The 22,054-nt window shown below is 67.6% G+C and carries 15 protein-coding genes; 13 read left to right on the top strand and 2 right to left on the bottom strand.

Annotation, left to right across the window (positions count from 1 at the left end; genetic code table 11):
* The first annotated feature begins 8 nt into the window (after positions 1–8).
* The 8 genes from ABIB38_RS06505 (at position 9) to ABIB38_RS06470 (ending at position 12,164) form a co-directional block, all read left to right on the top strand.
* The gene (locus tag ABIB38_RS06505) at positions 9–3,350 is read left to right on the top strand and encodes a GH92 family glycosyl hydrolase (RefSeq protein WP_429202784.1); all 3,342 of its coding nucleotides are present in this window, start codon (positions 9–11) and stop codon (positions 3,348–3,350) included.
* A 213-nt stretch (positions 3,351–3,563) separates the two neighbouring features.
* Positions 3,564–4,562 carry a LacI family DNA-binding transcriptional regulator gene (locus tag ABIB38_RS06500; protein ID WP_429202782.1) on the top strand — a complete coding sequence of 333 codons (999 nt, stop codon included), beginning with the start codon at positions 3,564–3,566 and terminating at the stop codon, positions 4,560–4,562.
* Between the two features lie 21 nt (positions 4,563–4,583).
* Positions 4,584–5,801, top strand: coding sequence for an AGE family epimerase/isomerase (locus ABIB38_RS06495; protein WP_429202780.1), 1,218 nt, complete (start codon positions 4,584–4,586; stop codon positions 5,799–5,801).
* 10 nt (positions 5,802–5,811) lie between these two features.
* A complete protein-coding gene (locus ABIB38_RS06490) occupies positions 5,812–6,717 on the top strand; it encodes a carbohydrate kinase family protein (protein ID WP_429202846.1) in 906 nt (301 codons plus the stop codon).
* Positions 6,714–9,188 (top strand): GH92 family glycosyl hydrolase, encoded by a 2,475-nt coding sequence (locus ABIB38_RS06485; RefSeq protein ID WP_429202778.1) that lies wholly within the window; start codon positions 6,714–6,716, stop codon positions 9,186–9,188. The genes ABIB38_RS06490 and ABIB38_RS06485 overlap by 4 nt, the downstream gene beginning before the upstream one ends.
* A 40-nt stretch (positions 9,189–9,228) precedes the next feature.
* Entirely contained in the window at positions 9,229–10,503 is a 1,275-nt protein-coding gene (locus ABIB38_RS06480) for a sugar MFS transporter (RefSeq protein ID WP_429202844.1), read from the top strand.
* 243 nt (positions 10,504–10,746) lie between these two features.
* Positions 10,747–11,556: an ankyrin repeat domain-containing protein gene (locus ABIB38_RS06475; protein ID WP_429202776.1), complete on the top strand. Its 810-nt coding sequence runs from the start codon at positions 10,747–10,749 to the stop codon at positions 11,554–11,556.
* Positions 11,557–11,627: 71 nt separating this feature from the next.
* Positions 11,628–12,164 (top strand): hypothetical protein, encoded by a 537-nt coding sequence (locus tag ABIB38_RS06470; RefSeq protein WP_429202775.1) that lies wholly within the window; start codon positions 11,628–11,630, stop codon positions 12,162–12,164.
* 54 nt (positions 12,165–12,218) lie between these two features.
* On the opposite strand, the gene ABIB38_RS06465 is transcribed toward ABIB38_RS06470, so the two are convergent.
* Positions 12,219–14,981 (bottom strand): TonB-dependent receptor, encoded by a 2,763-nt coding sequence (locus ABIB38_RS06465; RefSeq protein WP_429202773.1) that lies wholly within the window; start codon positions 14,979–14,981, stop codon positions 12,219–12,221.
* 364 nt (positions 14,982–15,345) lie between these two features.
* On the opposite strand from ABIB38_RS06465, the gene ABIB38_RS06460 reads away from it, so the two are divergent.
* Together ABIB38_RS06460 and ABIB38_RS06455 are read left to right on the top strand one after the other, a co-directional pair.
* Positions 15,346–15,825: a DUF1348 family protein gene (locus tag ABIB38_RS06460; RefSeq protein ID WP_429202771.1), complete on the top strand. Its 480-nt coding sequence runs from the start codon at positions 15,346–15,348 to the stop codon at positions 15,823–15,825.
* Positions 15,826–15,938: 113 nt separating this feature from the next.
* On the top strand, positions 15,939–17,273 hold the full coding sequence (locus ABIB38_RS06455; RefSeq protein ID WP_429202770.1) for an MFS transporter: 1,335 nt from the start codon (positions 15,939–15,941) through the stop codon (positions 17,271–17,273).
* Positions 17,274–17,334: 61 nt separating this feature from the next.
* Here ABIB38_RS06455 and ABIB38_RS06450 read toward each other — a convergent pair whose 3' ends face one another.
* Positions 17,335–18,486 (bottom strand): sugar diacid recognition domain-containing protein, encoded by a 1,152-nt coding sequence (locus ABIB38_RS06450; RefSeq protein WP_429202768.1) that lies wholly within the window; start codon positions 18,484–18,486, stop codon positions 17,335–17,337.
* A 212-nt stretch (positions 18,487–18,698) separates the two neighbouring features.
* Between ABIB38_RS06450 and ABIB38_RS06445 the strand changes: the two genes are divergently transcribed.
* From ABIB38_RS06445 to ABIB38_RS06435, 3 genes are all read left to right on the top strand, one after another.
* The gene (locus ABIB38_RS06445; protein WP_429202766.1) at positions 18,699–20,033 is read left to right on the top strand and encodes an MFS transporter; all 1,335 of its coding nucleotides are present in this window, start codon (positions 18,699–18,701) and stop codon (positions 20,031–20,033) included.
* A gap of 10 nt (positions 20,034–20,043) precedes the next feature.
* The gene (locus ABIB38_RS06440; protein ID WP_429202764.1) at positions 20,044–21,189 is read left to right on the top strand and encodes a glycerate kinase; all 1,146 of its coding nucleotides are present in this window, start codon (positions 20,044–20,046) and stop codon (positions 21,187–21,189) included.
* A 158-nt stretch (positions 21,190–21,347) separates the two neighbouring features.
* Positions 21,348–21,938, top strand: a complete 591-nt coding sequence (locus tag ABIB38_RS06435; protein WP_429202762.1) for a nitroreductase family protein — start codon at positions 21,348–21,350, stop codon at positions 21,936–21,938.
* Positions 21,939–22,054: the final 116 nt, after the last annotated feature.

Genomic DNA, 22,054 nt, shown 5'->3' with positions numbered 1-22,054 from the left:
GTCCTCACATGAAGAAGACGCACACCATATCCGCCGCCGTGGCGCTGCTGTTCGCCGCCGCCGCCGCCGGCGCCGACACCGCACAACTCCGCTTCTCGTCTTCCTTCGAATCCGGCCAGCCCTCGCCCGCCTCGCTGGCGGGCGAGGGCGTGAAGGTGGCCCTGGGAGAGGGCCCGGAACGCCCCTACGCCGCCAAGAAGAAAGCCGGCTATACCGGCGCCCGGGCCTTGCACTACCATGCCGAAGGCCAGGGCGGCCGCCTGCGGCTGTACGCGGTCGATATCGACGTCAAGCCCGATACGGTGCTGTCGTGGATGGTGCTGCCCGAGATCGTCGACGGCGACATCGACACGTCGACCAACGTCTCGCTCGACCTGGTGCTGGACGATGGCCGCCGGCTCTCGAGCCTCGACTTGCGCGACAACCATGGCGTGCGCCTGGGCGCCGCCGCCCAGGGCCAGTCGAAGACGCTGTATCCGCAGCAGTGGGCGCGCAAGGCGGTGCGGCTGGGCAGCCTGGAAGGACGCCGCATCAAGGCGATCGAACTGGAGCTGCGGCCCACCGCCAGGGGCGGCGCCAGTGGCTGGATCGACGACGTCGAGGTCAAGGAACAGGCCGTCGCCAGGGTCGCGCGGCTGTCCGACCACGTGCTGACCACGCGCGGCACCCAGGCCAACGGCACTTTCTCGCGCGGTAACAACATCCCGGCCACGGCCGTGCCGCACGGCTTCAACTTCTGGACCCCGGCCACCGACGCCGGCACCCTGAGCTGGCTGTATCGCTGGAACGAGCAGAACGACGCGAACAACCGTCCGCGCCTGCAGGCGCTGTCGCTCAGCCACCAGCCCAGCCCATGGATGGCCGACCGCCAGACCTTCCAGGTGATGCCCTCCAGCGCCCAAGGCCGCCCCGACGCCGACCGCCAGCGCCGCGCGCTGCCGTTCTCGCACGACCAGGAGCTCGCGCGGCCCTACACCTACCGGGTGGACTTCGACAACGGCATCCGCGCCGAGGTGGCGCCGACCTCGCGCGCCGCGATCTTCCGCTTCCGCTTCCCCGAGAACGGCGACGCCAACCTGCTGTTCGACAACGTCGACGAGCGCGGCGGCTTCACCCTCGACGCGGCGACCCAGACCCTGCGCGGCTATACCGACACCCGCAGCGGCCTGTCGAACGGCGCCACGCGCATGTTCGTGTTCGCGCGTTTCGACCAGCGCTGGCAGGACAGCGGCCTGATCGAGACCGGCCGTCCGACCGGCTACGTGAAATTCGCCGACAAGGGCGAGGTGCGGATGCGCATCGCCACCTCGCTGATCTCGGTCGAGCAGGCGCAGCGCAACCTGGACCTCGAGATCGGCGACGCTGGCTTTGACGCCGTGCGCGAACGCGCGCAGGCGGCGTGGGATGCGGAGCTCGGCCGGGTGAAGGTCGACGGCGCCAGCGAAGACCAGCTGACCACCGTCTATTCGAACCTGTACCGCCTGTTCCTGTATCCGAACGTCGCCCACGAGAACGTCGGCACCGCCGCCAGGCCCGACTGGCGCCATGCCGACCAGAGCGGCTGGTCGAAGGACAAGGCCGGCGGCGATGCGATGCGCACGTCGGCGCCCGTGCTCCCCGGCCAGGTGTATGTCAACAACGGCTTCTGGGATACCTTCCGCACCACCTGGCCGGCCTATGCGCTGTTCGCGCCGAAGCGCGCCGGCGAGATGGTCGACGGCTTCCTGCAGCAGTACCGCGACGGCGGCTGGGTGGCGCGCTGGTCGTCGCCGGGCTACGCCGACCTGATGGTCGGCACCAGTTCCGACGTGGCCTTCACCGACGCCTGGCTCAAGGGCGTGCGCGGCTTCGACGCCCACCAGGCGTACGAGGCGGCGCTGAAGAACGCGACCGCAGTCCCGCCGGTCTCGAACGTCGGCCGCAAGGGCCTGGCGCAGTCGATGTACCGGGGCTACGCCGACACCTCGGTCCACGAAGGCATGTCGTGGACGCTGGAAGGCGCATTGAACGACTTCGGCCTGGCGCAGCTTGCCACCGCCCTGGCCGCCGAAGAAGGCAAGGATGGCAACGACAGCGCGCGCGGCCGCCGCTACCGCGAGGAAGCCGCCTACTTCCGCGCCCGCGCCGCGGATTACGTCCACGTCTACGACCCGGCGACCATGTTCTTCCGTGGCCGCGACGCCAAGGGCGGGTGGCGCGTGCCGGCCAGGCAATTCGATCCGCGCCGCTGGGGCGGCGACTACACCGAGGCCAATGCCTGGACCTTCGCCTTCACCGTGCCGCACGACGCGCAAGGGCTGGCGAGCCTGATGGGCGGGCGCCAGGTGCTGGCCAGCCGGCTCGACGAGTTCTTCGCCACCCAGGAGACGGCGGAGGCGAAGTACTCGGGCAGCTACCGCCAGGTGATCCACGAGATGACCGAGACGCGCGACGTGCGCATGGGCATGTACGCCCACAGCAACCAGCCGGCCCACCACATCCCGTGGATGTACGTCGCCGCCGGCCAGCCGTGGAAGACGCAGCAGATCACCCGGGAGATCCTGCGCCGCCTGTACCTGGGCAGCGAGATCGGCCAGGGCTATGCGGGCGACGAGGACAATGGCGAGATGTCGGCCTGGTACACCTTCGCCATGCTGGGCCTGTATCCGCTGCGGATGGGCTCTCCCGAGTACGTGATCGGCTCGCCGGCGTTCGCGCGCAGCGAGGTCAAGCTCGAAAATGGCCGCACGCTCACCGTCGTCGCCCATGGCAACAGCCAGGACAACGTCTACGTGCAGTCGCTGAAGGTCAACGGCAAGCCGTGGAACCAGCCCTGGATTCGCCACGCCGACATCGCCGCCGGCGCCACGCTGGAATTCACGATGGGCAGCAAGCCCTCGACCTGGGGCAGCGCGGCCGGCGCCTTGCCGGCGTCGATGACCGCCGCCGGCCAGCGTCCCGCCGGCCTGATCGACCGCAGCAAGGGCGCGACCGGCACGCTGGACGGCAAGCGTCTTGACGCCGCGCTGGTCGACGACGATGCGATGACCACGGCGCAGCTCCCGGCCAGGGCCGCCATCGGCTTCGCCTTCGCCAGGCCCACGACGATCAGCCACTACACCATCACCGGCGGCAAGGCGGCGCTGGGCAAGGCGACGTGGACGCTCGAGGGGCGCGACGGCAAGGGCGCCTGGGTGGCGCTGGATGCGCGCGAGGACGAGGTGTTCGCCTGGGAGCGCCAGCTGCGGCCGTTCGGCATCGCCAGGCCCGGCGCCTACCGCGAATACCGCCTGCGTTTCGCCCAGGGCGCGGCGTTCGAGCTGGCCGAGCTCGAGTTGCTGGAGGCCGGTCCCGTCGCCGCGCCGAAGTAGGCAGGCGCGCGTGCAGCGAAGCGGGCAAACCTCCGTGTTTACAGCCAATACACGGTGTTTACTAAAAATTGCTAAAACGACCGGCGTTTTGCCCTGCTTTGTTGACCGCGCCGAAACGCGGCTGCTATAAATTGAATTACAAGAACGCGACCATAAGCGTTTATTAAACCAACTTCTGGAGACGATCATGCACACGATCCCGATGCCGGGACCATGGGTGGCGCGGTGAGCCAGGTCACGCTGCGCGACATCGCGAGCGAGACCGGGCTGTCGATCGGCACGGTCTCGCGCGCGCTCAAGAACCAGGGCGGCATGACCGAGGCGACCCGCGGCGTGGTGCGCGAGGCCGCCATCCGGCTGGGCTACGATTTCTCGCTACTGAAGAAGGGCCGCATCCGCCGCATCGCGTTCCTGCTGCACAGCCAGCACAACACGCTCACCTCCAGCCCGTTTTTCACGCCGGTGCTGCACGGCGCCGAAGAAGCCTGCCGGCGCGAGGGCATCGCGCTGTCGCTGATCGTGGTCGGCCCGGCCGAGCCGGTGCTCGAACAGATCCGCCTGCACCAGCCCGACGCGATCCTGTGCGCCGGCTTCTTCGAGCCCGAGGTCCTGAGCGCGCTGCAGCAGACGGGCCGGCCAATGGTGCTGGTGGACATGCACCGGCGCGGCTTCACCTCGATCAATCCGGACAATATGTGCGGCGGCTACCTCGCCACCCAGCACCTGCTGCGCTGCGGCAAGAAGCGCATCGCCATGTTGTCCGGCTCCCTGGCCCACTACAGCATCCAGCAGCGCAACCGGGGCTTCCGCCAGGCGCTGTTCGACGCCAGGGTGCATGCCGATCCGAGCCTGGAAGTGATCGTGCCCACCATGGGCGAGGGCGAGGAGGGCGTGATCGAGGCCGTGCGCAGCCTGCTCGCGCTGCCGAAGCGGCCGGATGCGCTGTTCTGCTACAACGACAGCACCGCACTGGTCGCCATGAAGACCTGCCTGGCCGAGGGGCTCAAGATCCCCTACGACCTCGCGATCGTCGGCTTCGACGATATCGCCGCCTCGGCCGCCGCCATTCCGCCGCTGTCCACCGTCCACGTGGACAAGGAAGCGCTGGGGCGCGCCGGGGTCGACTCCCTGCTGCACAAAACCGACGACAACCCATCCCAGATAACCCTGCCAGTCGAGATGATCGTGCGCGAGAGCAGCTACGACGACTAGCGCACAGCAACCTTAGCCACCATGACCCCTTTCCCGAACTTTCGCAGCCCGGACGTGCTGCTCGACCATGCGCGCCACACGATGCGCTTCTATCATCCGCGCGCGGTCGATCCCGCCGGCGGCATGTACCACTACTTCAAGGACGACGGCGCGGTCTACGACCCGCGCCACCGCCACCTGGTCAGCAGCACGCGCTTCGTGTTCACCTATGCCATGGCCTGGCGCCACTTCGAGGATCCGGCCTATCGCGCGGGCCTGGAGCACGCGGTGCGCTTCGTGCGCGAGGCGCACCGCGCCCCCGATGGCGACGGCTATGCCTGGATGCTGGACGGCCGCGAGATCGAGGACGGCACCCAGCATGCGTATGGCGAGGCCTTCGTGCTGCTGGCCTATGCGCATGCCGCGATGGCCGGCATGATCGATGCGCGGCCCTGGATCGCCGAAGCCTTCGAGCTGATGGAAAAGCGCTTCTGGATCGCAGCAGATGGCCTGTACGCCGACGAGGCGAGCCAGGACTGGCGCGCGCTGTCGACCTACCGCGGCCAGAACGCGAACATGCACGCCTGCGAAGCGCTGCTGGCCGCGCATGCCGCGACCGGCGAACGGCGCTACATCGAGCGCGCGTACACGGTGGCCCATAACATCACCCAGCGCCAGGCCGGGCGTTGCGGTGGCCTGATCTGGGAGCACTACGACACGAACTGGCAGCCCGACTGGAAGTTCAATATCGACGACCCGGAAAACCTGTTCCGTCCCTGGGGCTACCAGCCGGGCCACTTCACCGAATGGGCCAAGCTGCTGTTGCAGCTGGAAGCGCGCGGCAAGGACGTGCTGGAGCACGACCTCAACTGGCTGCTGCCGACCGCGGAAAAGCTGTTCAAGGTGGCGGTGGAGCAGGGCTGGGACCCGGAACATGGCGGCCTGTGCTACTCGCTGGCGCCGGACCTGAGCGTGTGCGACTTCCACAAATACTTCTGGGTGCAGGCAGAAAGCGCCGCGGCGGCGGCCATGCTGGCCGCGCGCACCGGCAACCGGGAGTACTGGACCTGGTACGACCGCCTGTGGCAATACAGCTGGACCCATTTCGTCGACCACGAGCATGGCGCCTGGTACCGCATCCTCGACCGCGAGAACCGCAAGCTCAGCGACGAGAAGAGCCCGGCCGGCAAGGTCGACTATCACACCATGGGCGCCGCCTACGACATCGTGGCCGTGCTGAAGGGTGGTGCGCGTGCTTAATCCTCCCCGGATGCTGTGCGCCGGCGAGGCGCTGACCGACATGATCCACCAGGGCGACGAACGGTGGGTGAGCCGCGTGGGCGGATCGACCTGGAACGTGGCGCGCGCGCTGGCGGCGCTGGGCGAACCGACCGCTTTCGCCGGCGCCATCAGCCTGGACCGCTTCGGCGACGCGCTGTGGCGCGCCAGCGAGGCCGTCGGCCTGGACACGCGGCTGCTGCAGCGGGTCGACCGTGCGCCGCTGCTCGCCGTGGTCGAACAGGGCGAGCCGCCGCGCTACTTCTTCATCGGGTCCGATTCCGCCGACCTGCACTTCGAGCCGGCGCTGTTGCCGGCCGGCTGGGCCGAGGGCCTCTGCTGGGCCCATTTCGGCGGCATCAGCCTGGCGCGCGAGCCACTTGCTTCTAGGCTTACTGCGCTGGCGCGCCAGCTCAAGGCCCAGGGCGTGGCGATCAGCTACGACCCCAACTACCGCAACCTGATGGACGAGCGCTATACGCCGACGCTCGAAGCGATGGCGTCGATCGCCGACCTGGTGAAAGTGTCGGACGACGACTTGCGCGGCCTGTTCCCCGGCGTCGACCTGGACGACGCGCTGGCGCGCCTGCGCGCCTTCAATCCGGCGGCGTATTGCCTGCTGACGCGGGGGAGCCAGGGCGCGAGCCTGTTCCACGGCGCCGAGCGCTGCGATGCGCAGGCGCCAAATGTCACGGTGGTGGACACCGTCGGCGCCGGCGACGCCAGCGCCGCCGGCCTCTTGAGCAGCCTGGTGCGCCATCCGCAGCGCCGCCTGCAATCGCACCTGCACGCGGCGCTGGCCGCCGGCTCCGCCGCCTGCCTGCAGGCCGGCGCCACGCCGCCGCCGCCCGCAGCCATGCAACAACTGTTCGAACAGCTCGAAGGAGACGCAGCGTGACGAATCAACCCCGCACCAACCCATTCCAACCCGCGATCCGGGGATTCTGCTTCGCCCTGGCCGCCTGCCTGCTGCCGCTGTCCGCCATCGACGCGACGGCGGCTGGCGCACCGGCCAAGGCGACGATCGCAGCTGGCGCCATGCCGGTCAATACCTTCATCGGCACTCAGGACGAAGGCAATACCTTCCCTGGCGCCTCGGCCCCGTTCGGCATGATCCAGGTCAGCCCGATCGCCGACCACTACGCCGGCTACCGCTACACCGACAAGAAGATCCGCGGCTTCGGCCACTCCTTCATTTCCGGCGCCGGCTGCTGGGAACAGGGCGGGCAGCTGTCGGTGTTGCCGGTGACCGGCGCCATCGGCCCCGGCGGCGACTTCGACACCAGCAAGAAGGGGACGTTCGACCACAAGAAGTACGCCGCCGAGTACACGCACGACGGCGAAGTCGGCGAGGCCGGCTACTACAAGGTCAGGCTGACCAGCTACGGCGGCATCACGGCCGAAGCCACCGCGCTGACCCGCGCCGCCGCCGAGCGCTATACCTTTGCGCCGGGGACGACGACCGGCCACCTGCTGCTCAACCTGGGACAGGCCAATGAGCGCCATGGCGTCATCGGCAGCGAAGTCAGGATCGTGGGCGAGCGCAGCGTCGAGGGCCGGATCGTCACCCGCAGCTTCTGCGGCGGCGCCAAGTACACGACCTGGTTCCGCATGGAGTTCGACCAGCCGTTCGCCAGGCGCGGCATCTGGGACGACCGCGCCGGCTGGCCGGACGTCGACGGCCCGAGCCAGCAGGGCGAGGCCAAGCCGCACGGCGTGTGGCTGAGCTTCGACCTCGCGAAAGGCCAGGCGGTGACCGCCGTCAGTGCGATCTCGCACGTCGACGCCGAAGGGGCGCGCATCAACCTGAAGGCCGAGGGCATGGAGGGCGGCCGCTTGACGAGCTTCGATGCCATGCGAGCGAAGGCCCAGGCCAACTGGCAGCGCGAGCTGGCCAGCGTGCGCGTCGAGGGCGGCAGCAAGGATGACCGCACCGTGTTCTACACCGCGCTCTACCATGCACTGCTGCAGCCACTGACCGGCAACGACGCCGACGGCCGCTACCGCGGCTACGACGACGCCATCCATACGGCCAGGGACTGGACCTATTACGAATTCTTCTCGCTGTGGGACACCTACCGCGCCCAGAACCAGATGCTGGCGCTATTGCGTCCGGAGCGCGCGCGCGACATCGCGACCTCGGTGCTCAAGATCCGCGAGCAGGGCGGATGGCTGCCGCGCTGGGGCTATGCCAATTTCGAGACCAACATCATGACCGGCGACCCGGTGACGCCGTTCCTGGTTGACCTGTGGCGCTACGGCGCACTGAAGGGCCGCGAGGCCGAGGCCTACGCCGCCCTGCGCGAGAACGCCTTCGGCGTGCCGGCGCACGGCATCCGTCCGCAAGGCCGTTCGGGCAACCCGAGCTACATGGAGCAGGGCTTCGTGCAGTACGACCGCAGCTTCATCTCGAAGGGCATGGACACCGATCCGCACCACGGCGCGTCGGCGACGCTCGAATACGCGGCGGCCGACGGCGCGCTGGCCGGCATGGCCCAGGCGCTCGGCCATCTGGATGATGCGAAAGTGCTGGCGCAGCGCGCCCTGAACTGGAAGACGATCTGGGACCCGAGCGTGGTCGACGCCGAGACCGGCCAGAAAGGCTTCCCGCGTCCGCGCCTGGAGAACGGCAGCTGGTTCGGCGACGTCGGCAGCGGCTACGATCCGCGCGGTGACCATGGCTTTCATGAAGGCACGGCCTGGCAATACCAGTGGCTGGTGCCGCAGGACGTGCCGGGCCTGGCCGCCGCGATGGGGGGTGTCGCGCCGGCGCTGGGGCGCCTGGACCAGTTCTTCGACTATCCGGCGGTGCTGGCCGACCCGAACGCGGTGCGCAAGTCGTGGGTGGTGGGACCGTACAGCTACTACGCCCAGTTCCGCTACAACCCGAACAACGAGCCCGACCTGCACGCGCCGTGGATGTACACCCTGATGGGCCAGCCGTGGAAAACCACCACCGTGGTGCGCGCGGCCGAGACCCTGTTTACCAACGGTCCCGGCGGCGTGACCGGCAACGACGACCTGGGCACCATGTCGTCCTGGTACCTGTTCAGCGCGCTGGGCATCTACCCGGACATGCCGGGCAGCGGCCGCTTCCTGCTGCATGCGCCGCGCTTCGCCAAGGCCGAGATCGACCTGCCGCAAGGCCGCATCCTGCGCATCGAGGCGCCGGGCGCCAGGCCGGGCGAGCGCCGCTTCGTCAAGTCGGTGAACTATGGCGGCCGCGCGGTCGAGCGCGTGTGGCTGGACTGGGAGCAGCTGCAGTCGGGCGGCGTCCTGCAGTATCGGCTCACGACCCAGCCGGACACGCAAGGCTGGGGCTCGCGCGGGCGTGACCTGCCGCATCCACCGGCCGGCCTGGCACACTAAGCGCCACAAAAAAAATATATAAGGAGACAGCATGGCCAATATGCCATACAAGGCGGCGCCTGCCGCCCCTAACCAGGGCGCGGCGACGCAGCTGGACAACAATACGAGCGCGCTCGTCATCGTGACGATCCTGTTCTTCATGTGGGGGCTGATCACGTCGCTCAACGACGTGCTGATCCCGCACCTGAAGGCGGTCTACACCCTGACCTATGTCCAGGCCATGCTGGTGCAGTTCTGCTTCTTCGGGGCCTACGCCATCGTTTCGCTGCCGGCCGGGGCGCTGATCCGCCGCATCGGCTACCAGAAGGGGGCGGTGGCCGGCCTGCTGGTGGCCGCTGCCGGCTGCAGCCTGTTCTATCCGGCCTCGTTCGGCGGCTATGGCCTGTTCCTGCTGGCGCTGTTCGTGCTGGCCTCGGGCATCACGGTGCTGCAGGTGGCGGCCAACCCTTACGTGGCGGTGCTCGGTCCGGCGCGCACGGCGTCGAGCCGCCTGACCCTGACCCAGGCCTTCAATTCGCTGGGCACGACGATCGGGCCGGCCGTCGGCGGCCTGTTGATCCTGTCGGCGGCGGGGGCGGTCGCGGTCACCGGTGTCGATGCGGTCGCCGAGGCGGCGGCAGAAGCGGCATCGGTGCGCGGGCCCTACCTGGTGCTGGCCGGCGTGCTGGTGCTGCTGGCGGTGCTGTTCTGGCTCGCGCGCCTGCCGGCGATCGCCGACACCGATGACCTGCCGCTGGCGGCCGAAAGCCAAGGCTCGGCGCTGGCGCACCGCCACCTGGTGCTCGGCGCGATCGGCATCTTCCTGTACGTGGGCGCCGAAGTGAGCATCGGCAGCTTCCTGATCAACTTCATCGGCGAGCCGCACATCGCCGGGCTGTCGCATGCCGACGCCGCGCACTACGTCAGCATCTACTGGGGCGGAGCGATGGTGGGGCGCTTCATCGGCTTCGCCGTGATGCGCGTGGTCAGCCCCGGCAAGACGCTGGCCTTCAACTCGCTGGCGGCGATCGCGCTGGTGCTGGTGGGGACGTTTGCCGAAGGCGACCTGGCGATGTGGGCGATCCTGGCGGTCGGCCTGTGCAATTCGATCATGTTCCCGACCATCTTCAGCATGGCGCTGCATGGGCTGGGCAGGCACACGGGGCAGGCCTCGGGCATCCTGTGCATGGCGATCGTGGGCGGGGCGCTGGTGCCGTTCGCGCAAGGGGCGCTGGCCGATGCGTTCAACGTGCAGGTATCGTTCCTGCTGCCGGCGGCGTGCTATTGCTTCATTCTGTACTTTGGGACGAAGTACGCACGGATGTACAGCGCTTAATCATCAGCACGACTTTCTGGACCACGCGAGTGGGTTGGATGGGATGCGCTGCCGAAGTGTGCATCGCCATCCAAACCATTTTAAGTATGGTTTCTTGCTGGAAACCATTCTGCTAGAATGATACGCGGACATTCGGTCGATCGATACGCCTTGGGCACGATTTGACGTCTCATCGCTTGCCACGACCGTGGGGTAGCCATCGTGATGCATCACGAGGGTTCGTGTACATTCTCCAGGAAGTTCATGATGTTTCATATCAACCTTGGCCAATGCAGCGCTTGCGAAACGAATGGCGCGGTGTTGGAAGCCTGTCGCGTTTGCAGCGGGTGCCTTACCAATTTGGACCGCTTGTGCGAGGCCTGTGCGGATCAGTCCTGTCCTGGGTGTGGCGGCAAGCTCGGACGTCGCAATGACGTGTTTCCCTACTCGCTGTTCAGCGCAATCGAGCGCGGTGACCTGGATGCGGTGGACTACCTCCATCACGCACATGGGCAGGACATCAATGCACAGCGAGACCGTTCGGGCAGGTCCCCGCTGTCATTTGCAGCGAGCAGTTCATCGGTTCCGGGCAAGCGCCGGCTGGAGCTGGTCAGATGCTTGCTTGATCTCGGTGCGATGCCCACGCAAGGGGATCTCGGTGGCCGCACTCCGTTGATACATGCCGCGATGAACCGCACGTTGACGCAGTCCTTGTCTGAAATTCTTGCGGAGGCGGTTAACTGCCAAGACAGCGCGGGCAAGACCGCGCTCATGTATGCGGCCAAAGGACACAATGCTGTCAATACCAAAGCTGGTAACCGCAGCGTTGCGCGATTCTTGCTGGAGAGCGGCGCGGATACCCTGGTCCAATGCCACCGCGGACGGACGGCGCTAGGCTACGCCATACACGCGAATGGCAGTGGCACGAACGAGGAGATGGTGCATTACTTGAAACAGGCGATGCTGCGTCAGGCAGCCGAGCGCATCTTCCGGAGCGAGTACAAGGCGACCTTCGATGCCGATGGTGGCGTTGTGGTTAAGAATAAGAGCGGCGCGGTCGTGCCGCTGGCCTGATTCGTTGCAGGGAATATGCGGTAGCGGCACAGGCATCGGGTGAATGCGATCCATCCCCAGTCAAGCAAAAAATGAGCTACACCATCCAAGAACATCGACATCGATTTTCTGCCTGGGCCGCAGGAAGGGCTGCGAACGTCATTGGTTGCAGATTCTCGGTCGAGCAAGGAAAAGCGATTCTGGAAGAAGCGGGCATGCATGCATTGTTGGCTGGCCCTACAAGGTTGCCAGCACCAGATGCGATGGATGCGGCACATCGTCAGTGGCGACATGATGTCCTTGCTTCGGCTGCACTACACAAGCTGAACTTCACCCACGGCGTAGCGGCCAAGCTGATCAATATTTATCTGAAGGCCGGGTTCGTGTGTGGCGGGTACGATACGCATGAACGGGTGCGCGCGCTGCATCCTCCAATCGACAGCATATTGCTGAAAGAACTCGCACGGAGGAATATCGGTGGCGCGCGCCAGGTCTGGGTTGATGCTCAGGCGTGGCGCTGGTCGAAGCTGGATTCTGACCAATACGAAACAATCATTCACAATATCCGCATTGCAATTCCTCACCTTGCATTGTGGGAGATAGAGCGATATTGGCAAGGCCACCAGTGATTTCGCAAGATAGGGTTGGCGCCCGTGGTATGCGGCACCAACCTCCAAGCCAGCTCAATCGAACGCGTAATTCACGCTGGCATAGAACCGCCGCCCGCGCGGATCGGTGTAGCTCGGATCGTAGCCGGACAGGAAGAAATAGGCCTGGTTCGAATACGGCGGGCTCTCGTCGAACAGGTTCTGCACGCCGGCGCGCAGCTTCAGGCGCGGCGTCGCCTGATATGCCGCCGACAGATCCCACAGCGAGTACGACTTGACCTTGTTGGCCGCCACCACCGAACCGTCGTCGATATTGATCGCCGTGTTCTGGTCGTCGTAGCCGCTCGACCAGGCGTTCTGCAGGCTGGCCGAGACGGGGCCGCGCTCCCAGTCGAAGCTGACCGTATGGCGCCAGCGCTGCACCACGCCATCGGTCACGAACTTGTTCAGGTTGCTCACAAAAAGGTCGCCCGGCGCGTTCTGGATTTCGGACGACAACACATACGTGCCGTTCAGGCGTCCACCGAGGCGCCCCAACGGCGTGTCGACGCCGCGCACCGTGACCGCCAGGTCCAGGCCCTTGGCCACCTGGGCGCCGCGGTTTTCCTTGCGCAGCTCGATGTAGTCGATCACGTCGTCCTCATCGCGGTGCACCAGGTCGCCATACCTGGCCAGGTTGCCCAGGATGATGTCGTCGCCGATCTCGCTGATCAAGTCGGTGCGCTTGATGTTCCAGTAGTCGAGCGAGGCGCTCACGTTGCGCCCGGCCGCGACCACGGCGCCGACCGAGAACTGGCGGCTGCGCTCGGGTTTCAGGTCGGCATTGCTGTAGCGGCGCGTATCCCAGTTGTCGGCGCAGTCGGCGTAGTTGTTCTCGACGGTGGCGCAATACACCGGATCGGGCAGGGTCGCGGTGCTGCTGTAGACGGTGGGGCGGAACAGCTCCGTCATCGTCGGCGCGCGGAAACCCCGGCCGCCCGATGCGCGCAGCAGCACGGCGTCGGTCGGGCGGTAGGAGAGGCCGATCTTGGGGCTGGCCGCGCCGCCGACTTCTTCGTAATGATCGTAGCGCGCCGACAGCTGCGCCTCCCACCGCTGCGCGAATGGCACCAGCAGTTCGCCATACAGGCCGGCGACGTCGCGCTTGTCGCTGGTGGCGCGGCCGCCTTCCGGCGCGGCATCGTTGTTGATGTTGTCGGAGAGGAGCAGGGCGGAAGGCGTGAAGGCGTTCTTTTCGCGCCGCACTTCGCCGCCGATGGCGACGGCCAGCTCGCCGCCGGCCAGCGGCATGAGCGCGCGCGCGAACTTGAAGTCGACCGCGTCGAGCGTGCCGCGCGCGCGGCGCACGACGTCGTCGACCTGGATGCTGTCGATGAGGGCGCGGCCCTCGGGGCTGGATGGGCCGAAGGGATTGATGCGGCCGTCCATGATGCCTTCCATCAGTTCGTTGTACAGCACGTAGCCGTTGGTGTCGCGGTCCTTGACCGTGTTGACGCTGTGGTTGAGCGCGGCGTCGTAGTCCCAGCCGCCCACGGCGCCGCTGACGCCGACCACGAAGCGCATGCCTTCGCTGGTCAGTTCGCTGGTGCGCTGGCCGGCTTCGGACAGGCGCATGCGCAGTTCCAGTTCGCCCGGATAGTCGTCGTCGAGTTCATGGAGGCCCGTGCCGGCCAGCTGCGGCACCAGGCGGTAGTCGATATAGCCGGTCACGCGCGCCGACGAGCCGGTGTACCACGACTTGGCGCGGCTGAGCGCGACCTCGGCATAGGCTTGGTGGCCGCCGCCGAGCTTGAGCACGCCGCGGCTTAGCAGGCTCGCTTTTTCGGTCCTGGGATAGAGCTCGGTGTCGCCCATGTAGTTATAGGTGCAGGCGTCCACGCCGCCAGTGCCGTCGGGCAGGTAGACATTGGCCGGCGGTGCGCAATCGGGCGCCGCCAGGTTGATCAGGCGGTTGGTGAGCGGGCGCCCGTTGATGGTGAAGCCGCGTTCCTGCAGGTGGTCGCGCTGGTTCGAGGTCAGGCGGATGTTGGCCGGGCCGGTGTAGCCCGACAGCAGATGGCCCAGGCGCTCCTCGACCCGCAGGCCCGGGATGAAGCTGCGCTGCGAGGTATTGAGCGCGTTGGTGCGCTGGAAGTCGGCCACCGCGAACACGTTGTAGCCGTCGCGCTCCAGGTCACCCTTGCCGGCGCTGATGCTGGCGGTGCGCTTGCCGGCGCCGCCCTCGTCGGTGGTGCTGCCGTAGGCGTTCAGTTCCAGGCCCTGGAAATCCTTGCGGGTGATGAAGTTGATGACGCCGCCGATCGCATCGGTGCCGTACAGCGCCGAGGCGCCATCGAGCAGCACCTCGACCCGTTCCAGCGCGGCGGCCGGGATGTTGTTCAGGTCGACGCCGCTGTCGTCGCCGGGCGAGGCGAAGTTGGCCATGCGCCGGCCATTGAGCAGGACCAGGGTCGACGAGGTGCCGATGCCGCGCAGGTTGGCGCTGTTGAAGCCCCGCTGGTCGCCGCCGACGTTGATGCTGGCGCCGTCGGTCAGGCCGTTGACGTTGCTCGATACCCGGGCCATCAGCTCGGAGGCGGTGGTCACGCCGGCCTTCTCGATCTCGGCGCGCGAGACGATCTGCACCGGCAGCGCGGTCTCGGACTGCACCCGGCGGATGGCGGAGCCGGTGACTTCGACCTTCGGCATCTCGGCCGGCGCCGCCGCCGGCGCGATGTCGCTCGCCTGCGCCGGCGTTTGCTGCGCCAGCGCGCTGCCCGATACCCCCGCCGCCATCCAGGCGCCCGCCAGCAGGGCGCCGCGCACGGCGCGCGCAGCCGCCTTCAACTTCATATTCATCAATTATCCTTGTAAAACTTCGTCAATATCGACGAGTGTAATCGCGCGGCGAGCCGTCAAGACGACTATCGTTGCGGGAAACGAAGGATGTTGCGAATCTGATACGTGGGGGCGATCCGGCCCGGCATTCGGTTTGGAGAAATCATGCATTACGGGTTGCAGCGGTTCCATGCGTTCGCATCATTCGGCCACGGCCCCGCGGTCCAGAAACGCGATGATCGAGGCCGGCGTGCTCGTGCCCGACGAAGGCGGGCGTGATTGAACGCGGCAACTGCTATGCTGGCATGGCGTCGGCCGGGCCGGGAGCCGCTGCCGGAGCTCGACCCGTGAGCCGCCTTTTCCACCACTAACCATGAGGTCCACCATGACAACGTCCAACGAAGTGCGCCCGCCGCTGCCGCCGTTTACGCGCGAATCGGCGATCGAGAAGGTCCGCCTGGCCGAAGACGGCTGGAACACGCGCGACGCCGCCAGGGTAGCGCTGGCCTACAGCCTCGATACGCGCTGGCGCAACCGCGCCGAATTCGTCAACAACCGCGACGAAGCGCGCGCCTTCCTCGAGCGCAAATGGAAAAAGGAGCTCGAGTACCGCCTGATCAAGGAGCTGTGGGCCTTCGCCGACAATCGCATCGCGGTGCGCTACGCCTACGAGAGCCGCGACGATTCCGGTAACTGGTACCGCTCGTATGGCAACGAGAACTGGGAATTCGGCCCGGACGGCCTGATGGTCAACCGCTACGCCAGCATCAACGACATGCCGATCAGGGAAGAAGAGCGCAAGTTCCGCTGGCCGCTGGGACGCCGGCCCGACGACCATCCGGGGCTGTCCGACCTGGGGCTGTGAGCGTCGGGTTGCCCGCCGCGCGACCGCTCGCGCGCGCGCCGGGCAAGCGGGCTTCCTGCCGTCTCCGGTTCAGACGATAATGTCGGGGTTCATCTAGCAAACTTGGAGACAGCATGCTCGACACCGCAGGCCGGCCCGGCGCGTTCGCGGCGGGGACCGGCCCGGCCACGTTGGAAGGGGCGTACCGCAAGGCCACCTGGCGCCTGATCCCCTTCATCTTCGTCTGCTACCTGTTCAACTACCTGGACCGCGTCAACGTCGGCTTCGCCAAGCTCGAGATGCTCGACGCGCTGCAGTTCAGCGAGACCATCTATGGCCTGGGCGCCGGCATCTTCTTCATCGGCTACGTCAGCTTCGGGGTGCCGGGCAACCTGATCCTGCACCGGCTGGGTGCGCGGCGCTGGATCGCCATCATGATGATGGCCTGGGGCTCGCTGTCGGCCTGCATGCTGTTCGTGACCACACCGCTGGAGTTCTACCTGCTGCGCTTCTTCACCGGCGTGGCCGAAGCCGGCTTCTTCCCCGGCATGGTCCTGTACTTCACCAAGTGGTTCCCGTCGCACAAGCGCGGCCAGGTGATGGCCTTGTTCATGTCGGCGATCCCCGTGTCGGGCCTGATCGGCGGCCCGCTCTCGGGCTGGATGCTGGGCCACTTCGCCGACGGCCAGGGCGGCATGGCTGCCTGGCAGTGGCTGTTCCTGCTGCAGGGCCTGCCCACCGTGTTCCTGGGGCTGGTGGCGCTGTTCTACCTGAACGACGGGGTTACGCAGGCCGGCTGGCTCGGCGCCCATGAAAAGGCCGCCTTGCAAGAGGAGCTTGCGCGCGACGAGCGCGAACGTCCGCCCGGCGCGGCCACCGTGCATTCGCTGCGCGCGCTGCTGCTCGACCGCCACGTGTGGATGCTCGGCTTTATCTATTTCAGCATCAAGATGGGGGCGTATGCGATCAACTTCTGGCTGCCGTCGATCATCCAGGAGCTCGGCTTCGAGGACGTCGGCACGATCGGCTGGCTGAGCGCCATTCCCTACCTGTTCGCCTGCGTGTTCATGGTGCTGGTGGGGCGCTCGGCCGACCGCCTGCGCGAGCGCCGCTGGCACCTGTCGGCGCCGCTCCTGATGGCGCTGGCGGGGCTGGCGATGGCCGCGTATTTCTCGGACAACGCCATCGTCGCCATGATCGGCCTGTGCCTGGCCACGATGGGCGCGCTCGCCGGCCTGCCGATGTTCTGGCCGCTGCCGGCCGCCTTCCTGAGCAGCGCGGCGGCGGCCGGCGGCCTGGCCCTGATCAACTCGATGGGACAGGTGGCGGGGTTCGCCAGCCCCTTCCTGGTCGGCTGGATCAAGGACCTCACCGGGAGCACCGACGTCGCGCTGTACATCCTGTCGAGCGTGATGCTGGTCGGGGCCTTGCTGGTGCTGACCGTGCCGGCGCGGCTGGTGAATCGGTGAGCACTGCGCGGTAAGCACTGCGCGGTGAGCACTGCGCGCTGAGCGCAACAAAACCGGGCGCTCAGGCGGGGCTGAGCAGCGCCGACACGTACAGCAGCAGCTTGTCTTCGCTGCGCCCCAGGTCCAGGCCCGTCAATTCGCCGATGCGGCGCAGGCGGTAGTCGAGCGTGTTGCGGTGGATGCCGAGCGTGGCCGCGGTGGCGGCCGAGTTTTCGTCCTGGGCGAACCAGGCGTCGAGCGTGGCGCGCAGCATGGCGCGGCTCTTGTCGCCCGCCAGGCGCGCGATCGGCATGCGCAGCTGGTGCGCCTGCCAGCCGCTGTCCAGCCCGGACAGCAGGACCGGCAGGGCCAGGTCGTAATAGCTGAACACCTGCTGGCGCGGCAGGCGCAGGCGCCCCAGCCGGCTGGCGCTGCGCGCGCTCTGGTAAGAGACGGCGGCGCCGTCCAGGCCGGGCAGGGCGATGCCCATCGCCAGCGTGAAAGGCAGCTCGCATTCCTCGCGCACCAGCTGGGCCAGCAGGTCCAGGCGCCGCTGCGGCGTGGTCTCGAAGCCCTTGCGCGCCGGGTCCCAGGAATCGAGCAGCACCATCTCGGACGGGCCGACGGTGGCGGTCAGCGCATCCTCGCGCCGCGCCAGGAGGCGCATCTGCAGGCGCTGGATGTCGTGCAGCGCGGCACCGGCGTCGGCGCCGTCCGGCGGCTGCAGCTCGAGCAGGAATACCAGCTGCATGCGCTCGAGGTCCAGCCCCAGGCGCCGCGCCCAGCCTTCGAGCCCGGGCCGCTGCGCGCTGTCGTTGCGGATCAGGTTCAGCACGAAGGCTTCGCGGTAGCGCGAATTGTTCTGCAATTCGTTCGCCAGCGCCGCCTGTTCCAGGATCATCTCGGCCGTCAGACGCACCAGTTCGCCGAACTGGCGCACGTCGTCCGGCGCGCCGGAGAGGCCCACCGCGCCGCATAGCTGTCCGCCCAGGCTCAGCGGCAGGTTGGTGCCCGGCTGCGCGCCATGCAGCTTGCGCGCGGCCGCCGCGTCGATTTCCACGGTCAGCTTCTTGGCCAGCGCGAGCAGGGCGCCCGCATGCAGTTCGCCGACCCGCTCGCGGTTGCCGCTGGCCAGGATCACGCCGCTGGCGTCCATCACATTGACGTTGAACGGAATGATCCGCATGGTGCGGGTGACGATTTCCTGGGCGAGCCGGGTGTCGAGGATCTGCATGGGTGTGGTCTGGAGGGGGAACGATCCTTGTGATTATGCACAAATCCGCATGCGCCGAGGAAGGATTCTTCGGCGGACGATCGCGCGTATTGTGAATTTGCACGAAAAATGCCGCCCATTCTCCCTTCGGGTTTGTGTGTGTCGCCGACGCCCGATGTCCCATGTTTGGCCGATAATCTTGCAGATCAACCTATTAGAAACTCGGAGACAGCATGAGCACCACCGCAAGCACATCCGGCATCCAGGGCGGCGCCGCCGGCGCGGCCCTGTTGGATGGCGCCTACCGCAAGGCCACCTGGCGTTTGATTCCCTTCATTTTCGTCTGCTACTTTTTCAACTACCTGGACCGGGTCAACGTCGGCTTCGCCAAGCTCGAGATGCTCGACGCGCTGCAGCTCAGCGAAACCGTGTATGGCCTGGGGGCCGGCATCTTCTTCATCGGTTACGTGACCTTCGGGGTGCCGAGCAACCTGATCCTGCACCGGCTGGGCGCGCGGCGCTGGATCGCCGTCATGATGATGGCCTGGGGTTCGCTGTCGGCCTGCATGCTGTTCGTGACCACGCCGATGGAATTCTATGTGCTGCGCTTCTTCACCGGCGTGGCCGAAGCCGGGTTCTTCCCCGGCATGGTCCTGTACTTCACCAAGTGGTTCCCGTCGCACAAGCGCGGCCAGGTGATGGCGCTGTTCATGTCGGCGATCCCCGTGTCGGGCCTGATCGGCGGTCCGCTCTCGGGCTGGATGCTGAGCCACTTCGCGCACGGCCAGGGCGGCATGGACGGCTGGCAGTGGCTGTTCCTGCTGCAGGGCCTGCCGACCGTGTTCCTGGGCGTGGCCGTATGGTTCTACCTGAACGACGGCATCAAGCAGGCCGGCTGGCTGAGCGAGGCCGAGAAAACGGCGATGCAGGACGCGCTCGACCAGGACGAACAGCAGCGCTCGAAAGGCGTGCACGCGGTGCATTCGTTCGGCGCCGTGCTGCGCGACTGGCATGTGTGGATGCTGGGCTTCATCTACTTCAGCATCCAGATGGGCGTCTACGCGATCAACTTCTGGCTGCCCTCGATCATCAAGTCGCTCGGCTTCGAGAACGCGACTACGGTCGGCTGGCTGAGCGCGATTCCCTACCTGTTCGCGGGGGTGTTCATGGTGCTGATCGGCCGCTCGGCCGACCGCCGGCGCGAGCGCCGCTGGCACCTGTCGGCGCCGCTGCTGATGGCGCTGGTGGGCCTGCTCATGGCCGCGAATTTCTCGGACAACGCGGTGATCGTGCTGGTCGGCCTCTCCCTGGCGACGATGGGCGCGCTGACCGGCCTGCCGATGTTCTGGCCCTTGCCGGCGGCTTTCCTGGGCAGCGCGGCGGCGGCCGGCGGCCTGGCCCTGATCAACTCGATGGGCCAGGTGGCAGGCTTCGTCAGCCCGTTCCTGGTGGGCTGGATCAAGGACGCCACCGGCAGCACCGATATCGCGCTGTACATCCTGTCGACCGTCCTGTTCATCGGCGCCATGCTGGTGCTGGTCGTGCCGGCGCGCCTGGTCAATCGCTAAAGGAGACACAATGAACATCGTCATCGCTCCAGATTCGTTCAAGGAAAGCTTGTCGGCGCTGGAAGCGGCCAGCGCCATCGAGGCCGGGTTTCGTGAGGTCTTCCCCGCTGCGACCTACGTCAAAGTGCCGGTGGCCGACGGCGGCGAAGGCACGGTCGAGGCCATGGTCGCCGCCACCGGCGGTCGGCAGGTGGCGTTGCAGGTCACCGGTCCGCTGGGCCGGCCGGTCGCGGCTTTCTATGGCTTGACCGGTGACGAGTCGACCGCCGTGATCGAGATGGCGGCCGCCAGCGGCCTCGAACTGGTGGCGCCCGCCGAGCGCGATCCGCGGGTGGCGACCACCCGCGGCACCGGTGAACTGATCCGCGCCGCGCTCGATGCCGGCGCGCGCCGCTTCATCCTGGGCGTGGGCGGCAGCGCCACCAACGATGGCGGCGCCGGCATGCTGCAGGCGCTCGGCATCCAGCTGCTCGATGCGCACGGCGCGCAGCTGGCGCCGGGCGGCGCCGCGCTTGCCTCGCTCGCGCGCATCGACGTGTCAAAGCTCGATCCGCGCATCGCGGACTGCGTGTTCGAGGTGGCCTGCGACGTCAGCAATCCGCTGGTGGGCCCCACGGGCGCGTCCGCGATCTTCGGGCCGCAGAAGGGCGCCACGCCCGCGATGGTCGAGCAGCTCGACGCCAGCCTGCGCCACTATGCGGACGTGATCGCGCGCGACCTGGGCCAGGACGTGGCCGACGTACCCGGCGCCGGCGCCGGCGGCGGCATCGCCGCGGCGATGCTGGTGTTCCTGAAAGGGCGCCTGCGTCCCGGCAGCGAGATCGTGGCCGACGCGGTCGGCCTGGACGCTGTCGTCCGCGACGCCGACCTGGTGGTCACGGGCGAAGGGCGCATCGACAGCCAGACCGTCAACGGCAAGACGCCGATTGGCGTGGCGCGCGTGGCCGCGCGCCACGGCAAGCCGGTGATCGCCATCGGCGGGTGCCTCGCGAACGACGCCAGCGCGGTGCACGCGCACGGCATCGCGGCGACCTTCAGCACCGTCATGAAGGCGGGGACGGTGGCTGAGGTGCTGGCGGGCGCGCAGTTCAACCTGCAGTGCACGGCGCGCAATATCGCCGCCGCGCTCAAGCTGGGCATGGACTTGCACCGCTGAACCAGTCCTGATGGGTGAGAGTCGGGCCGAGAAGGCCTGGCAAGCGTGCGCTGCGTTGCTCGTCGTTGCGTGGCGCGCCAGCCGTATGCGGCAGGCAGCCATTCGGACGCCGCCGCGCGGCGCCTGCAGGGTGGCGCCGCTCTCGCTATACTGCGCGCATGACTACCCCCCAACCCGACGCCGGCGGCGATTTCCAGGCCCTCCTGGCGGCGCGCCGCAATTTCACGCTGCGGCGCCTGCAGGCGCCCGGACCCGATCCGCAGGCGCTCGCACGCATCATCGAAGCGGCCGCGCACGCGCCCGACCATGGCCTGCTGCGGCCGTGGCGCTTCGTGCTCATCCCGCAAGAGCGGCGCGCCGACCTGGGCGAGGTGTTTGCCGACGCCCTGGCCGAGCGCGATCCCGGCTGCGGCGAAGAAGCGCTGGCCACCGCGCGCGACAAGGCCCGGCGCGCGCCCTGCCTGCTGGTGGCGGTGCTGCGCGACGATCCGGCGGCCAAGGCGATTCCGGTGGCCGAAAAGCTGGTGTCGCTCGGCTGCGCACTGCAGAACCTGCTGCTCGCGGCGGGCAGCGCCGGCTTCGCGACCGGGCTGGCCAGCGGCGCCGCGATGGACGTCCCCGGCATGCGCCGCCTGCTGCGCCTGGCGCCGCACGAGCGCGCCATCTGTTTCATCGGCCTGGGCACGGCCGCGACCGACAAGCCGCCGCGCCCGAGGCCGGATGCGGCCGATTACCTGAGCAGCATCTAGCTCGGCATCCGTTGCCGCATGAAGGTGGGCGGCATGCTTTTCGCACATGTCGAAGCACGCGATGCGGGCTGCGCGCGGTGCCTGCCGGCGTCCATGGGCCTGGGCCTGCACGGCGT

This window comes from Massilia sp. UYP11, assembly GCF_050434805.1.
Lineage (GTDB): Bacteria > Pseudomonadota > Gammaproteobacteria > Burkholderiales > Burkholderiaceae_D > Telluria.
Note: the sequence above shows the minus strand (reverse complement) of the source record. Positions and strands in the feature narration are given on the sequence as shown.

Bases quoted from the DNA above. Each gene is read 5' to 3' on its own strand.
- ABIB38_RS06505 (WP_429202784.1), top strand. From the start codon at position 9: ATGAAGAAGACGCACACCATATCCGCCGCCGTGGCGCTGCTGTTCGCC.
- ABIB38_RS06500 (WP_429202782.1), top strand. From the start codon at position 3,564: ATGGGTGGCGCGGTGAGCCAGGTCACGCTGCGCGACATCGCGAGCGAG.
- ABIB38_RS06495 (WP_429202780.1), top strand. From the start codon at position 4,584: ATGACCCCTTTCCCGAACTTTCGCAGCCCGGACGTGCTGCTCGACCAT.
- ABIB38_RS06490 (WP_429202846.1), top strand. From the start codon at position 5,812: ATGCTGTGCGCCGGCGAGGCGCTGACCGACATGATCCACCAGGGCGAC.
- ABIB38_RS06480 (WP_429202844.1), top strand. From the start codon at position 9,229: ATGCCATACAAGGCGGCGCCTGCCGCCCCTAACCAGGGCGCGGCGACG.
- ABIB38_RS06475 (WP_429202776.1), top strand. From the start codon at position 10,747: ATGATGTTTCATATCAACCTTGGCCAATGCAGCGCTTGCGAAACGAAT.
- ABIB38_RS06470 (WP_429202775.1), top strand. From the start codon at position 11,628: ATGAGCTACACCATCCAAGAACATCGACATCGATTTTCTGCCTGGGCC.
- ABIB38_RS06465 (WP_429202773.1), bottom strand. From the start codon at position 14,981: ATGAATATGAAGTTGAAGGCGGCTGCGCGCGCCGTGCGCGGCGCCCTG.
- ABIB38_RS06460 (WP_429202771.1), top strand. From the start codon at position 15,346: ATGACAACGTCCAACGAAGTGCGCCCGCCGCTGCCGCCGTTTACGCGC.
- ABIB38_RS06455 (WP_429202770.1), top strand. From the start codon at position 15,939: ATGCTCGACACCGCAGGCCGGCCCGGCGCGTTCGCGGCGGGGACCGGC.
- ABIB38_RS06450 (WP_429202768.1), bottom strand. From the start codon at position 18,486: ATGCAGATCCTCGACACCCGGCTCGCCCAGGAAATCGTCACCCGCACC.
- ABIB38_RS06445 (WP_429202766.1), top strand. From the start codon at position 18,699: ATGAGCACCACCGCAAGCACATCCGGCATCCAGGGCGGCGCCGCCGGC.
- ABIB38_RS06440 (WP_429202764.1), top strand. From the start codon at position 20,044: ATGAACATCGTCATCGCTCCAGATTCGTTCAAGGAAAGCTTGTCGGCG.
- ABIB38_RS06435 (WP_429202762.1), top strand. From the start codon at position 21,348: ATGACTACCCCCCAACCCGACGCCGGCGGCGATTTCCAGGCCCTCCTG.